Origin of the sequence: Mucilaginibacter auburnensis, assembly GCF_002797815.1 — a bacterium.
Classification (GTDB): Bacteria; Bacteroidota; Bacteroidia; order Sphingobacteriales; family Sphingobacteriaceae; genus Mucilaginibacter; species Mucilaginibacter auburnensis.
On sequence record NZ_PGFJ01000001.1, the window covers coordinates 2165774 to 2179471 of the forward strand.

A 13698-nucleotide genomic window follows, 5' to 3' on the forward strand; every position below is an offset into this window, starting at 1 on the left:
CTGTTGAAAATTGGTTACGCCTTAAAAAGTAAAAGAACACTAAACTCCCCAGGCGGTTATCATCAAATTCCGCTGGCCGCCATAGTTCCTGTGTTCGCAAAGGTAAATGCCTTGCCAAATGCCCAATGCCAATCGGCCATTGCTGATGGGTATAGTAACCGAAGCGCCCAACATTGATGCTTTTATGTGTGCGGGCATATCATCAGGCCCTTCATCATCATGCAGATATTCAGGGTCATTCTCAGGAACCGTCTTGCTGAAATACATCTCAAAATCCTTACGCACGGTTGGGTCGGCATTTTCATTTATGGTTAATGATGCCGAGGTATGCTGTATAAAAACCTGGCAGATACCTGTTTTGATTTCGCTCAATTGTGGTAGCGCATTCAGCACTTCAGTGGTAATTAAATGGAAACCTCGCCTACGCTGGCTTAATTGAATATGTTCTTGAAATATCTTCATGTTGTATCTAACAAAAATGCGGTAATTATGCATTTGGTACAATACAGGTTAAAACAAAAATGCCCGGACTTACCGGGCATTTAGTGTATTATTTATTTAAAGTTGGCTTGGGTGGAGCCGGAGCTGATCCGCCCGTGGCCGATGTGCCCGGCGCTGCGGCTTTATATGCCGGATCATTAAGCATTTCAATCATAGCTGTAACTTCGTTAACAACACCCTCGGTGCTGCCTGAGTAACCCACATACTTAAAGCGAATGTCGCCATTTTTGTCAATAATGAATTTGGTAGGAATACCTTCAACCTTGTAGCTGCTTACCACTTTAGATTGACGTTTATCAGCGCCCATTTCATCCATTAATACGTGAAAAGAGTAGTTTTTGTCGGCAATAAATTTCTTAACACCAGGCAGGTAGTTGGTTCCATTTTCCCATGTGTCAATAAACAGGAACACAACGTTACGGTCGCTTTTGTATTTGTTCTGCGCTATTTGCATACCTGGGAATGATTGGATACACGGTCCGCACCACGTGGCCCAAAAATCAACAACCACCGTTTTACCTTTTAGGCTTTCTAATGAAACCGTTTTACCGTCAAGATCTTTCAAGCTAAACAGCGGCGCTGCTTCTTTGATCATTTTACTGCTAAGTTCTTTTTTCAACTTAGCAACCTGTTGTAAATTGGAAGAAGAGTTAACATTAGCTAAAAGTTCTTTCTGTTTAGCAGCAAATTCGTTCTTTTCCTGCTCCTTCTTCTCATTAATAGATTTTTGTACATCGGCCCAATAAGTGTCAAAACCAGTCATACTGCCCTTCGCTTTAGGATACGCTGTTTTTAATCCTTCTTCAATTATTTCGGATGTTTTTCCTGCTCTAATGCTCTTTTCTGCTACTTCAAGGGCTGTTTTGTAATCTTTGGCGCCATTAAGCATTTGTACATAATGTTCAACAATTTCTGTATTGTCAGAACCTCTTGCATAAACGAGCGATTGTGTTTTAACGGCTTCGTCAAATTTTCCTTCTTTAAATAGAATGTAAGCATATGTATCTCCCACCATAGAAAATAAACCACCATTTTCTTTGGTTAGTGCGGTAGGCGATACAACGCCCGCGCTTGCCAATACAATATCTATAGACTGCTTAGAAAGTTTTTCTGCTTCTTCCAACCTTTCACCGGCTACCGCCCAGTTCCAGGCGGTGCTGTTAAGCGCCTGTATAAGCATTTGCTTATTGGTGATCATGGCGGCGTACTTATCATAGCTTTTTGTATCGCCGTTTTTTAAATATAAGCCAAGCATGCTGTAAATCATGCTTTCTTTCATATTTGCAGGCGCATCTTTATACTTAACAAGCAGGATTTTAAACAGCGAATCTTTTTTAGTGAGATCTTTTTCTTTATTAAGAAGAGACATATCGTCGCTCATAGCTAACGTGCCTGTGGGGAATTTCTCCTTTGCAACTTTAGTTAATGAATCAATAGCTGAAGTTTTACCGGATGCCCTTAGTAAGCGGGTAGCTAAAATGAGGTCGCTTTCGTCAGAACTATTTTGTAACGCTTCAATTTTTTTATTTACAATGGCGGCATTAGCCGGATTGGCTGCCAAATAATTGTAATAGTTAGCGCTATATTTTTTTTCGCTTTGCGGGTACAGTTCGAACTCTTTCTTATAAAGAGCAATAGCCTCTTCAGTGCTCTGGTCAATTTTGGCATATGCTGTACCAATACCGCTTCCTAAAATAAACGCATTACTTGCGTAAGCGCCCTCTAATGGCTTTTGATCTTTATACACTAATGATATAAAGCCTTTGCCATCATTATTATCTATAGTTGCGCCATTATTTAGCTTGATAAAAAAGGCACGCGCACCGCCCGAAACGGTAAATTCGCCTTTTACAGATTGGCCGGTTGCCTCTATAGTTACCGGAGTAGAGGGGTAGCCCGTATCTTCAATAAACCAGGCGGTGCCTTCAATTTTTCCATTTGGTTTTATCAGGTTGGAAGGAACATCATAAGTAAATGTTACTTTCTCATTCCTTTCCGGATAAGGATTTGAAAATTTTAAGCGCGATGTACCCTGCGCAAAAGAAATGTGCATGGCCAGCAACATGCCCGGCATAAGCACTAAAAGCTTTAGGTTTTTCATAGTAACTATGGTTTTAGGTGAATGTACGAAAGTATTTGATTAAAACAAATTTTTTAACAATTTTTCAATCCTATGTATGTTAATTGTTATCTGATTGTTCGTTATCTGATTGGTCGTTAACAATGGTTAACCTTGCCAAATATTGCGCATGCTCATCTTCCAACAAAACTTCCATATCAAAGCCACACTCTTTTGCAGCTTCTTGCATAGCGTGTTCACCAATATAGAGCCATGTAAACCAGTCGGTTTTATAATTATTATAGGCGTACTGATAAGCTACTTCACCATAGTATTTTCCGGCAGGTGGATGGCCGTCGTACAAATAGGCTACATCGGATGAATCAAATAGTATTTGTCCTCCGGGCTCAAGCAGTGTTTTCAGATGTAAAAGTAATTGTTTAAGACCTCCAATTGTAGCGGCCAAACCTATACCATTCATTAAAAGCAAAATTGTATCAAACTGCTGTTCGTTATAAACGTAAATATCGCCCTGAACCACTTTTTTTACGCCTCTGCCAATCATTACCTGAGTTAGCAATGGAGAAATATCAAGTGCTGTTACATCTATATTCCTCTGTTGCAAAACAAGCGAATGGCTGCCTGCGCCTGCACCTACATCCAATACGTTACCAAAACAACGTTCAATGGCCAGCCATTCAAGGTCGGGCATATCATCTTCTCCTCTAAAATAAACACGCAAAGGCATTTCCTCCCTTGGACCGTAGTGGTTATGTATCCAGAGCTTTTGTTTAGATGTCTTATTGTAGTAATTAAAAATAGCTTGACCTAAAATGTCGTTCATGTTTCAAAAGTATTATAAAGCATCTTTTCCGCTTAAAAACAAAATCATAAATTTGTTGTGATCTAACCCTTACATCATCCCATGAAAGTTCAGTATTTTTCCTTTGCCGTATTATCGTGTCTTCTAATAGCATCTTGCCAAAAAGACAATGGTGTTAAAATATCTGCTAAGAATGCATCACTCATAGCCGGCAAATGGCAGGCATACCAGCGCCACACGGTAGTTTATCGTGTTGAAGACAATGCTATATTAAAAGACACAGTTGTAAATTACAATGCTGCCAACAATATTAATTGGTGGTTTGAAATTTATGAGGCTAATGGAAACGCATTTGTAACCGGCAAACCGTATACAATAAATAATGTATTAAAAGCAGATACAACTGCTTTTTTAAATTATGCCATTAACGGTGCCAGTTTGATGCTTAAACCTAAAAACGGGGGAAGTGAAAACAAGTCAATTATAAGTATTACCGAAACTGACATGACGCTTAAGAAAGTATATAACAGTTTACCAAGATTGAACTGGGGACTGGATCTGCGTACAGAGTACAAATTTGTAGAGCAAACTTTCTATAAGAAGCAATAATTCCTAAATAAAAAAGCCTCGACGGTGGGTCAGGCTTTTTAAAAATCAGTTAAATTGTGATAAGGTTTAGTTAAAACACACCTAAAAGTATAGCTAAACTTTTACGCTAACAAATTAAATAGCACAGTTTTTTTAAAATATGACTTATTCGTATGTATTTGTTAATCTATGGTTAAGCGTAATAGAATTTTTTAGTCTTTTTGTTGTTTAGAACAACATTCTGTAAAGTGCATTTTTACAAAATAAAAAAGCCTCTCAACGTTTTATTGAGAGGCTTCAAAATATTTGATTTTATACTATTGTAATTTCGCCAAAGCTGCTTTGATACGGGTCATAGCATCTACAAGTTTCTCTTCGGACGCTGCGTAAGATATACGGATAGATTTTTTATCACCGAATGAATCGCCACCCACCGTTGAAACATGTGCTTCTTCCAGTAAATATACGCTAAGTTCATCAGCATCGTTTATAGTTCTGCCATTATAGCTTTTGCCAAAGAAAGCTGTAACGTTAGGGAAGAAATAAAATGCACCCTGGGGCAGGTTTACTTTGATGCCGGGAATTGAACTCAGTAGATCATAAACAATACCGCGACGTTTTTGAAAAGCTTCGCGCATTTCAAGTACTGTTTCTAAGCCACCTTCGTAAGCAGCTAAACCGGCACGTTGAGTGATTGATGAGGTACCTGAAGTAACCTGGCCTTGCAATTTGTCAATAGCGGCAGCTATTTCTTTGTTTGATGCAGTGTAGCCTAAGCGCCAGCCGGTCATGGCAAAACCTTTTGACCAACCGTTGATGATTATAACACGGTCTTTAATGGCGTCAAACTGAGCAATTGACTCATGTTTACCCATAAAGTTGATGTGCTCATAGATCTCATCGGCCATAATGTAAACATCCGGGTATTTCTCAAATACTTTAGCTAAGCCTTCCAGCTCTTCTTTAGTGTAAACACTACCTGTAGGATTACAAGGAGATGAGAACATAAACAATTTAGTTTTTGGCGTAATTGCTGCCTCTAATTGTTCGGGCGTAATTTTAAAATCAGACTCAACAGTAGTGTCAATAAATACGCTCACACCTTCAGCAAGTTTTACCAGTTCTGAGTACGATACCCAATATGGAGTAGGGATAATTACTTCCTCGCCCGGATTAACCAAAACCAACAGCGTGTTGGCAATTGATTGCTTAGCACCGGTTGATACAACTATCTGGCTAAAATCATAGTCAAGGCCGTTCTCGTTCTTCAACTTGGCGGCCACTGCCTTACGCAATTCAGGATAACCTGAAACCGGAGTATAATAAGTATAATTATCATCCAGTGCTTTCTTCGCGGCATCCTTAACATGCTGAGGAGTGTTAAAGTCGGGCTCTCCAAAGCTCAGATTAATAACATCAACGCCTTTAGCGGCAAGTTCGCGGCCCATTTTGGCCATTTTGATAGTTGCTGATTCCGACAGGTTGTTTATCCTGTTACTAAGTGCAGTCATTTTTGATTTTTAGATGGTTTCGGGCGCAAAGATAGAAATTCTATACTAAACAGGTAGACAATAAGGTGGTCTTTTTATGTAATATTTTGCTACCAAACAAAAGGAACAAATTGGGCTAATTGACGTTGTTATTCCTAAATTTGCCGTCGTAAAACAAACGCTTTGCATCAACAAAAAAGAATTATATTAATTTCACTGATAACCGGTGCCGTACTTATGCTGGCCAAGTTTGGCGCTTACCTGTTAACATCGTCAACCTTTATTTTGACGGATGCTGCCGAGAGCGTAGTGAATGTAATAGCCAGTTCGTTTGCTTTTTTTAGCATTTATCTATCAGCACAGCCACGCGATGCGAACCATCCTTACGGACACGGAAAAATTGAGTTTTTTTCTGTTTTTATAGAAGGGGCGCTTATTCTTTTAGCAGGTGCCATGATTATTGTAAAGGCATCATATGGCTTTTTTTATCCGCACGCTGTAAGCAATCTTTTAGTAGGTGCGGTGATAATTGGAATAACCGGTGCTGTAAACGGCGCGCTGGGGTATTATATGGTTAGGCAGGGAAAGGTTTTATCATCAATAACTTTAGAAGCCGATGGTAAACACCTGCTTACTGATATGGTAACCAGCGGCGGCCTGGTAATTGGCTTATTACTCATCAATTTTACCGGTTTGTTGATATTAGATAACATCCTGTCAATAATGGTAGGCTGTTACATAGTTTTTACAGGCTACAAGCTGGTGCGCCGTTCCGTTGGCGGGTTGATGGATGAGGCCGACTTTGATATGGTAGATAAGGTTGTTAAGGTATTAAATGATAACCGCCGCCCTGAATGGATTGACATCCACAATTTTAGAGCTCAACAGTATGGCAACGAATTACACATTGACTGCCATTTAACCTTGCCTAATTATTTTGATCTGAACAAGGTGCATGACGAGGTTTCTTTGGTGGATAAGTTAATTAACAGTGAAGTAACCAACACAGAGCTGTTCATTCACACCGACCCATGTTTACCTGATTGTTGCCATTATTGTAAAATGCCCAATTGCCCAATACGTTTCGAAAGTAAGCGCGAAGAAATTGTATGGACGCTGGACAGGGTTATCCGTAACAAGAAACATTTTGAGAAGTAAAATGCAGCATAGTATTCGTGTTTATGGCTTGCTTATTAACGCTGATAATGAAATATTAATAAGCGATGAGAAACAATACGGCATGCAATTCTCTAAATTTCCGGGCGGTGGTTTGGAGTATGGCGAAGGTACCATTGATGGCTTAAAGCGGGAATTTGTGGAAGAGTGCAACGCTGAAATTGAGGTGGTGGATCATTTTTACACCACCGATTTTTTTATCAAATCGGCATTTAGCGATGCGCAAATCATAAGTATCTATTATACAGTTAAAAATATACATGCGCTTCAACTTAACTTTAAAAATAAGCCCTTTGATTTTGATAGTGAGGGAGATGTTTTACAGGCTTTCCGTTGGCTTAAAGTTAGTGAATTAAAGGTGGAAGATGTGACTTTTCCCATCGATCAGCATGTGGTTAAATTATTAAAACAGCAATATGGATTTAGTTGAGAGAGATAAAAAAGTAATATGGCACCCTTATACCCAAATGAAAACGGCCGCATTGCCGGTGCCAATAGTTAAAGGTGAAGGGGCCTATTTATTTGCAGAAGACGGCACCAGGTATATTGATGCTGTATCGTCATGGTGGACCAATATACACGGGCACGCGCATCCGCATATTGCGCAGAAAGTTGCCGAACAGTTAAAGCAATTGGAACATGTAATTTTTGCAGGGTTTACGCATCCAACAGCTGTTGAATTAGCTGAGCGTTTACTGGCCATTTTACCTGGAAATCAACAAAAAGTCTTTTATTCGGATAACGGCTCAACAGCTGTTGAAGTGGCTATTAAAATGTGCCTGCAATACTGGCACAATCAAGGGCAGCAGCGTACAAAAATACTGGCATTTAACAATGCTTATCACGGCGATACTTTTGGCGCTATGGCCGTAAGCGGACGGAGTGCTTTTACGGCAGCTTTTGATTCGCTTTTGTTTGAAGTAGAGTTCATTGATCTGCCTGATGCAGAAAACATTCAAAGTCTCAAATCTCGAATCTCAAACCTTAAATCTCAATTAGCTTGTTTCATTTTTGAACCGTTGGTGCAGGGATCTGCCGGGATGCTGATGTATGAAGCGAGATATCTCAATGAGTTAATGGCCCATTGTAAAGCGGAAGGGGTATTAACAATAGATGATGAGGTATTCACTGGATTTGGTCGTACAGGTAAGCCCTTTGCCTGCAACCATGTTACAGAGCAGCCGGATATTATGTGCTTTTCAAAAGGCTTAACAGGCGGCACTATGGCGCTTGGCATAACTACCTGCACACAAACTGTTTTCGATGCTTTTTTAAGCGATGATAAATTGAAGACCTTGTTTCACGGTCATTCTTTCACTGCTAATCCAATTGCCTGTTCAGCCGCGTTAGCCAGCATGGATATATTTTTAAAGGATGCTACCATTCAAAATATAAACCGTATTGTTGAACAACACGCTGAGTTTGCTTATCGCGTTAAAGTGCATCCTAAATTAAAATCGGTTAGGCAAACGGGTACAATTTTAGCTATGGAATGGGATACAGGTTCAAATACTTCCTATTTTAGTTCGTTACGCGATACTTTGTATCAGTACTTTTTAAAAGCTGGTATTATTTTACGTCCGTTAGGAAATGTTATTTACATTTTACCTCCGTATTGCATAAGCAATGAAGACTTGCATTACATTTACGGCAAAATTGAAGAGGCGTTAATAGAGATTGGTGATTAGTAATTAGTGTTCTCCATCCATTTTTTATTTTTAAGAAAATATCATGAGTTTAAATTATATATTACCCAAAATAGTTGCCGATACTCAGTTACATGCCAGATTTCTAAATACGCTGTCGTTAATGGAGAATACTGGTGCACGTAAAATATCAGCCAGCGAAGATCCTGTCACCGTTACCTATATCATTTTAAAACATGCTGCCGAAGAGCATCGTCACGCCTTCTATCTTAAAAAGCAGATAGAGAAAACAGGTAAGGACCTTTGCCCTACCTACGCCAACGACTATCTGATAGCGCCAGCTTACAGCAAATATTATTTAAATGTTTTAGATGTTGACGTATCGCGTTACTTAAAAAAGGAGCTTGGGCTTTCAGGCAAAGAGCTGCGCTTTGCAGCTTACTTGTTAGTTACTTATGCTATTGAAGTGCGCGCAGACGAACTGTACCCGATATATCAACAGGCTTTAGACGATGCCGGGAGCAAAGTAAACGTCAAATCTATCATTCTGGAAGAGGAAGGGCACTTGGAGGAAATGATTGCTCAATTGCATAAATTCTCACCTGACTGGCAAAAGCACGCTGACAAAGCTGTGGAGATAGAAACGCGGTTATTTAATAGTTGGGTTGAAGCGCTGGCTAAAGAGGTGGATTAATAAGCCAAATATTCTGTATATATCTGCTGCATAAAAGCTTTGCCATTGAGCAGGGCTTTTTCTGTTAAGCGGGCATCAGCGTTTGGGTGTTTTCTGTAGATAATGCGCTGGCCCTGGCTGTCGTAAGCTATTCCTTGTTCCGGCGTTAAAAAGCCGAAGCCATTATCCCAATCGTAAAATGCAAACTGTTTGCTATAAGGGTTGAGCAGGTTTTTTGACCATTTAAAATTGTTATGCGCCAAACCCAATTGCGCAAGCAGGGTAGCCGCGATGTCTGTTTGGTTACCTAGCTTCGTAATTTTCTGACCACGATATTCCGGTTTTATCACCTCTCCATAAAATAATAAAGGGATATGGTATTTAGCAGGACTGTAAGCCCACGAAGTACTACGCGGTAAACGGTGACCGTGATCGGCTACAATAATGAACAAAGTGTTTTTATACCAGGGCTGTTTTTTGGCAGTTTCCAGATAAGCATTTAAGCAGGAATCTGTAAACCACGCGGTACTCTTAAACTGCTCCGACAAGTCTTTACCCTTAAAATGCGGAGGTGTTGGCAATACAAATGGCTCATGATTAGTTAATGTTTGAACCAACGAGAAAAACGGTTGTTTAAACTTGCCCAGCTCTACTACATTTTTTTGGAAAAGAATATTGTCATGAGCTCCCCAAACCGAACCTATCTGATCAGCCGGTATGCGCGACTTGTCAAATATCAGGTCGGTTTTATGGTCATACATGTAGGTGTCAAAGTTCATGTAATTACTATGTCCCCCATAAAAGTAGGAGGTATGATAGCCGGTATCTTTGAACTCAGTCATCAGCGATGGAAGCTTTCTTTGTTTAACGGTATCAACAATAATGGTGCGTATAGCCTGTGATGGGAAGGCGCTTAAAATGGCAATTACGCCCTTGTCTGTTCTGTCTCCCGCCGCGTAAATATTATTGAATGACAAACCTTGTTTAGCGAGTTTTTCAAAGTTGGGCGATACACCTTTTTCACCACCTAATGATTCTATCAGATCAGCAGTATAACTTTCTAATTGAATGATCACCACATTGGGGCGATCAGTAGTAAGCACTTTTACGGTTGTGTCTTTTTCAACCTTATAATTATTGGCAACAATTTCCTCGGCCTGTTTTTCAGGCATAAAATTGTAAGGGTTGTACGGATGACGCAGGTTTTCAAACACGTTATTAGCCAGATTCCACTCCGTGTTTTGCGCCGCCAGGTCAAGCAATTGATTATCTGAAAAGTAACCAGCACTTTGGTTAATAGGGGTAGGCGTTAATGTGCCCCGTAGAATAATAAAGTCTATAAGCAACAGGCCCACCGAATACAGTGCCTTAGTCCGTTTAGAAACTTTGGGGTACTCTACATTAAAGTCAATAATGAAATATGACAGCACAACGCCAAGCGTAAGCAATGTTACGCCAATAGTGATATGCAAAGCGATAGGCGCCGATGCTGTTGAAGACATAGACTCCGCGGGGGAATTATACAACGTTTCAAATGCCCTGAAGTTAACCTTAGCACCCCATTCAGTAAATATGCCGAGGTCAACAATAGCAATTAAGCTGGCTAAGAAAACTAAAAACCAAACATAAATACGCAGCCAGACAGGCTTTACTAATCTGCGGCCAACAAACCATTCAACAATGAAAACCAGTAATGGTATTATAGCTACATATGCCGCAGCAGAAGCATCCATGCGGATGCCGTATATGAAGGTTTTTATTATATCGAGCGCAGATACGCCGTGCAGATGTTCACGAAAGTAAATCTCGAACGTGGCCCGTGTTATAGCAAAAAACAGCAGCCAGAAAAGGAAGAAACGAATAAAGCTAAAAAGGTTTCTCAACATCGGATGGCAAAAGTACTTTATTTTAGCATGACGTTTGAGAAACCTTTTTAAAAAAACCTGTTATTGCTGACCGCCTAAAGCTTTCAAAGCTGAAAATGACAACTTATCATAGCCAGCCGGAATACCAAAGGTACCAGCGGGTACTTTATCACCAGCCATTGACTTTAGCTCTACGTTAACAGTTTGACCCTGTTGAACCGTTACAAATTTTACCGGAGTACCACCTGCATCGGTAAAAGGTTTGGTGATTGATGTTACCGGTGCTTTTATATCATTAGTTACCCACAACTCAATATCCATTCCGCTTTTAGGATCTTTGGCAGTTACTTTTTTACAGTTAAAACCGTTTATTTGCTTGGTTTCTGTAGTCGGGGTAAAAGTTAATTTAGGTATCTCACCATTAACTTGCGTAACTTCTGCGGGCGTAAGCACGGCAACTTTGCGCATTGACATTGCAGGCACATCAACCAAAACTGCGGTGTAAGTATTTTTACTGTCAGACACTATTTTAGCCGTATACATACCATTATCGGTTACAGCAGCGCTTGAGTCAGTTGTAAAGTACACTTTAGTATCCGCGCTACCCATAGGCGACGATACAGTGTAATTTGCAACACCTTCGGTATATACTTTTTGAGCGTTTGCGCTAATACCAAATGAGGCGAATGCTGCAAACAGCGCTGTTTTTAAAATTGACTTGTTCATTAGTTTGATTTTATATTTAAAATAAGCTTTACTAAGATATTTAATTAGATGGAAGGTTTAAGGCCTTGTTACGTTTAAGCGAATAAAACTTTCTATTGTTTTTCAATAAATATCTAACGATTGTATCGGTGTATCTATTGCTGTTATCTGCGTTGATAATCAATAATTTGGAACTATAGTTTTCAACAACCTTTATATCAGCATTTTGGCTTACATAGGCATAGTCAATATTTACCTTATTGTCTGTAATAAGTGTTGAGCTGTCAAGCAAAAGCAGGTTTTTATCCAGAAACTGAATTACATTACCTTTCTTTCTGATTAATGGTAAACTGAAGTCCGCTGCAAAAGAGTAAGTTTTTACGTTTACTACTTTTGTACTATCTAAGCCGGGTTGAATGGCGTATTTGTAATTTTTTTCATCAGGTTTTAAATCAGATAGTACAACAGCATTTGATCCGTTTTTAAACACGATGCCTCTGTTTTTTTTCAAGTTAAGAAAAGTGATGCCGCTTGTTGATGAGCTATCAACTTTTTTCCAGCCCAAACTAATAGCTAAAACAACAATCAGGGCAAGCGACCAATTGAGCAAGCGTTTGTTTTTGTTGAAAAGAAAATAGAAGAATAAGATAATGATTCCGTACAGCAATAAATAATCATTTTTGCTTATCCATAATTTATTCAAACTGGCGAAGGGGAGGTGCTCAAGCAATGCGAGACCTTTATTCATGATGATGATGCTTTTTTCCAGCAAAAAGCCTAATGCATCTCCCGCATACGGAATATTTGATAATACAAGAAATGCAAACCCAACATACATAATAACAATTACCGGTAGTAAAATAAACAGGTTACTTAAGAGAAAATAAACCGGGAATTGGTGAAAGTAATATGCACTTAGCGGAAATGTAATCAATTGTGCCGCTATGGAAAAAGAGCAAAGCGACCATAACTTATCCATCCATTTATTCCGGAACTCGAAGCTTTTATACAGCACCGGCTGAAAAATAGTTAATCCGCCAATAGCCAGATAGGATAGCTGAAAGCCAACATCGGTAATGTAATACGGATTGTAAAGTAACAATGCAAAAGCTGAGGCAGCCAACAGGTTCAAAGCATTAACGTACCTATAAAAGTTGTTGCCAATGATGATGAGGCTGATCATTAAAGCGGCGCGATTAACGGCCGGAGATAAGCCGGTTAAAAGTGCATAGCCCCATATTAAAGCAATTATTAACAAGGCCCTTATTATTTTTCCATATCGGAACCGGTTTAAAAACAATAACCCCCAGTTCAGTAGCATAAATACAATAGCCACATGCGCACCAGATACTGACAGTACATGCAAAGTGCCGGTGTTGGTATAAGCGTTTAAAACATCCTCGCTTAGGTCTGCTTTATATCCAAGTATCATGGTTGATGCAACTGCAATGGCAGAAGTATCCGTCATATGCTTCCTGAAACTATTAACCAATTGTTGTCTTAATTGCAATGAGTAGGCAATAATTGGTATACCCTTATTATGACCAACAACGGCGTATTGCTTAGGGTAGAGGTAAGCCTGATGATAGATGTTCTGATTGGCAAGGTATTGCTTATAGTTAAACTCCGCCGGATTAAATGGAGGGTCAACTTCATTATATTTTGCAGTTATCAATAAAACATCGCCATAACTTAGGTTAAAGGCGGCGCTATCTTTAATGCTGACAAGCAACTTACCAATTACTGAAGAACGCTGTTTGTTATTGACAACCTCGTTTACATTGGCCGCAAACCTAATATATCCGTTTTTAATAACCGGCTCATTAGCTATGCTTACTACCAGTTGTTCGTTTGTGTGTTTTGAAAAATGGCTTGCGCTTTTAAATTGATTGTATTGAGCCGCACAAACCCATCCCGATAAGAATAAAATAGAATAAACACTTGCTCCGCCAATTAACGGTTGTTTGTAAAGCGAAAGATATTTATAGCTGAAATTCAGTGCAATGTACCCTATACTTAAAGCTATAAGTATACTGGTGATAACATGGTTGATCTGTGAATTAGGGAAGGAAATTGCGAAACCAATTCCTGCAATAAATGGGATAAGCAGGATTACAAAAGGAATTTCACCTTTGTGATTGGCAAACATGGTGATAAGACGTTAAAGATTAG

At 39.4% G+C, this 13698-nt stretch carries 12 protein-coding genes; 5 read left to right on the plus strand and 7 right to left on the minus strand.

Annotation, left to right across the window (positions count from 1 at the left end):
- Positions 1–39 precede the first annotated feature (39 nt).
- The 3 genes from CLV57_RS09675 to CLV57_RS09685 form a co-directional block, all read right to left on the minus strand.
- Entirely contained in the window at positions 40–462 is a 423-nt protein-coding gene (locus CLV57_RS09675; RefSeq protein ID WP_100341362.1) for a secondary thiamine-phosphate synthase enzyme YjbQ, read from the minus strand.
- 88 nt (positions 463–550) lie between these two features.
- Positions 551–2602: a TlpA family protein disulfide reductase gene (locus CLV57_RS09680; RefSeq protein WP_100341096.1), complete on the minus strand. Its 2052-nt coding sequence runs from the start codon at positions 2600–2602 to the stop codon at positions 551–553.
- 79 nt (positions 2603–2681) lie between these two features.
- Positions 2682–3404, minus strand: coding sequence for a class I SAM-dependent methyltransferase (locus tag CLV57_RS09685; protein ID WP_100341097.1), 723 nt, complete (start codon positions 3402–3404; stop codon positions 2682–2684).
- Positions 3405–3485: 81 nt separating this feature from the next.
- Between CLV57_RS09685 and CLV57_RS09690 the strand changes: the two genes are divergently transcribed.
- Positions 3486–3992, plus strand: coding sequence for a hypothetical protein (locus CLV57_RS09690; RefSeq protein ID WP_100341098.1), 507 nt, complete (start codon positions 3486–3488; stop codon positions 3990–3992).
- 296 nt (positions 3993–4288) lie between these two features.
- On the opposite strand, the gene CLV57_RS09695 is transcribed toward CLV57_RS09690, so the two are convergent.
- The gene (locus tag CLV57_RS09695; protein ID WP_211290042.1) at positions 4289–5482 is read right to left on the minus strand and encodes a pyridoxal phosphate-dependent aminotransferase; all 1194 of its coding nucleotides are present in this window, start codon (positions 5480–5482) and stop codon (positions 4289–4291) included.
- 162 nt (positions 5483–5644) lie between these two features.
- On the opposite strand from CLV57_RS09695, the gene CLV57_RS09700 reads away from it, so the two are divergent.
- The 4 genes from CLV57_RS09700 to CLV57_RS09715 are packed head-to-tail and all read left to right on the plus strand — an operon-like array spanning position 5645 to position 8977.
- A complete protein-coding gene (locus tag CLV57_RS09700) occupies positions 5645–6619 on the plus strand; it encodes a cation diffusion facilitator family transporter (RefSeq protein ID WP_100341099.1) in 975 nt (324 codons plus the stop codon).
- 1 nt (position 6620) lies between these two features.
- Positions 6621–7067, plus strand: a complete 447-nt coding sequence (locus CLV57_RS09705) for an NUDIX domain-containing protein (RefSeq protein ID WP_100341100.1) — start codon at positions 6621–6623, stop codon at positions 7065–7067.
- Complete coding sequence (gene bioA / locus CLV57_RS09710) at positions 7054–8325, plus strand: adenosylmethionine--8-amino-7-oxononanoate transaminase (protein WP_100341101.1); 1272 nt, start codon at positions 7054–7056, stop codon at positions 8323–8325. The genes CLV57_RS09705 and bioA overlap by 14 nt, the downstream gene beginning before the upstream one ends.
- A gap of 43 nt (positions 8326–8368) precedes the next feature.
- Positions 8369–8977 carry a hypothetical protein gene (locus CLV57_RS09715; protein ID WP_100341102.1) on the plus strand — a complete coding sequence of 203 codons (609 nt, stop codon included), beginning with the start codon at positions 8369–8371 and terminating at the stop codon, positions 8975–8977.
- Here CLV57_RS09715 and CLV57_RS09720 read toward each other — a convergent pair.
- The 3 genes from CLV57_RS09720 to CLV57_RS09730 are packed head-to-tail and all read right to left on the minus strand — an operon-like array spanning position 8974 to position 13675.
- The gene (locus tag CLV57_RS09720; RefSeq protein WP_100341103.1) at positions 8974–10842 is read right to left on the minus strand and encodes an LTA synthase family protein; all 1869 of its coding nucleotides are present in this window, start codon (positions 10840–10842) and stop codon (positions 8974–8976) included. The two genes, CLV57_RS09715 and CLV57_RS09720, sit on opposite strands and share 4 nt — an antisense overlap.
- Before the next feature lie 60 nt (positions 10843–10902).
- Positions 10903–11547: a DUF4412 domain-containing protein gene (locus tag CLV57_RS09725; protein ID WP_100341104.1), complete on the minus strand. Its 645-nt coding sequence runs from the start codon at positions 11545–11547 to the stop codon at positions 10903–10905.
- Between the two features lie 40 nt (positions 11548–11587).
- Positions 11588–13675, minus strand: a complete 2088-nt coding sequence (locus CLV57_RS09730) for a ComEC/Rec2 family competence protein (RefSeq protein WP_100341105.1) — start codon at positions 13673–13675, stop codon at positions 11588–11590.
- Positions 13676–13698: the final 23 nt, after the last annotated feature.

Excerpts from the sequence above, each read along its gene's own strand:
- CLV57_RS09725 (WP_100341104.1), bottom strand. The coding sequence starts at position 11,547 with ATGAACAAGTCAATTTTAAAAACAGCGCTGTTTGCAGCATTCGCCTCA.
- CLV57_RS09685 (WP_100341097.1), bottom strand. The coding sequence starts at position 3,404 with ATGAACGACATTTTAGGTCAAGCTATTTTTAATTACTACAATAAGACA.
- CLV57_RS09690 (WP_100341098.1), top strand. The coding sequence starts at position 3,486 with ATGAAAGTTCAGTATTTTTCCTTTGCCGTATTATCGTGTCTTCTAATA.
- CLV57_RS09675 (WP_100341362.1), bottom strand. The coding sequence starts at position 462 with ATGAAGATATTTCAAGAACATATTCAATTAAGCCAGCGTAGGCGAGGT.
- CLV57_RS09695 (WP_211290042.1), bottom strand. The coding sequence starts at position 5,482 with ATGACTGCACTTAGTAACAGGATAAACAACCTGTCGGAATCAGCAACT.
- CLV57_RS09720 (WP_100341103.1), bottom strand. The coding sequence starts at position 10,842 with ATGTTGAGAAACCTTTTTAGCTTTATTCGTTTCTTCCTTTTCTGGCTG.
- CLV57_RS09680 (WP_100341096.1), bottom strand. The coding sequence starts at position 2,602 with ATGAAAAACCTAAAGCTTTTAGTGCTTATGCCGGGCATGTTGCTGGCC.
- CLV57_RS09705 (WP_100341100.1), top strand. The coding sequence starts at position 6,621 with ATGCAGCATAGTATTCGTGTTTATGGCTTGCTTATTAACGCTGATAAT.
- CLV57_RS09715 (WP_100341102.1), top strand. The coding sequence starts at position 8,369 with ATGAGTTTAAATTATATATTACCCAAAATAGTTGCCGATACTCAGTTA.
- bioA (WP_100341101.1), top strand. The coding sequence starts at position 7,054 with ATGGATTTAGTTGAGAGAGATAAAAAAGTAATATGGCACCCTTATACC.
- CLV57_RS09730 (WP_100341105.1), bottom strand. The coding sequence starts at position 13,675 with ATGTTTGCCAATCACAAAGGTGAAATTCCTTTTGTAATCCTGCTTATC.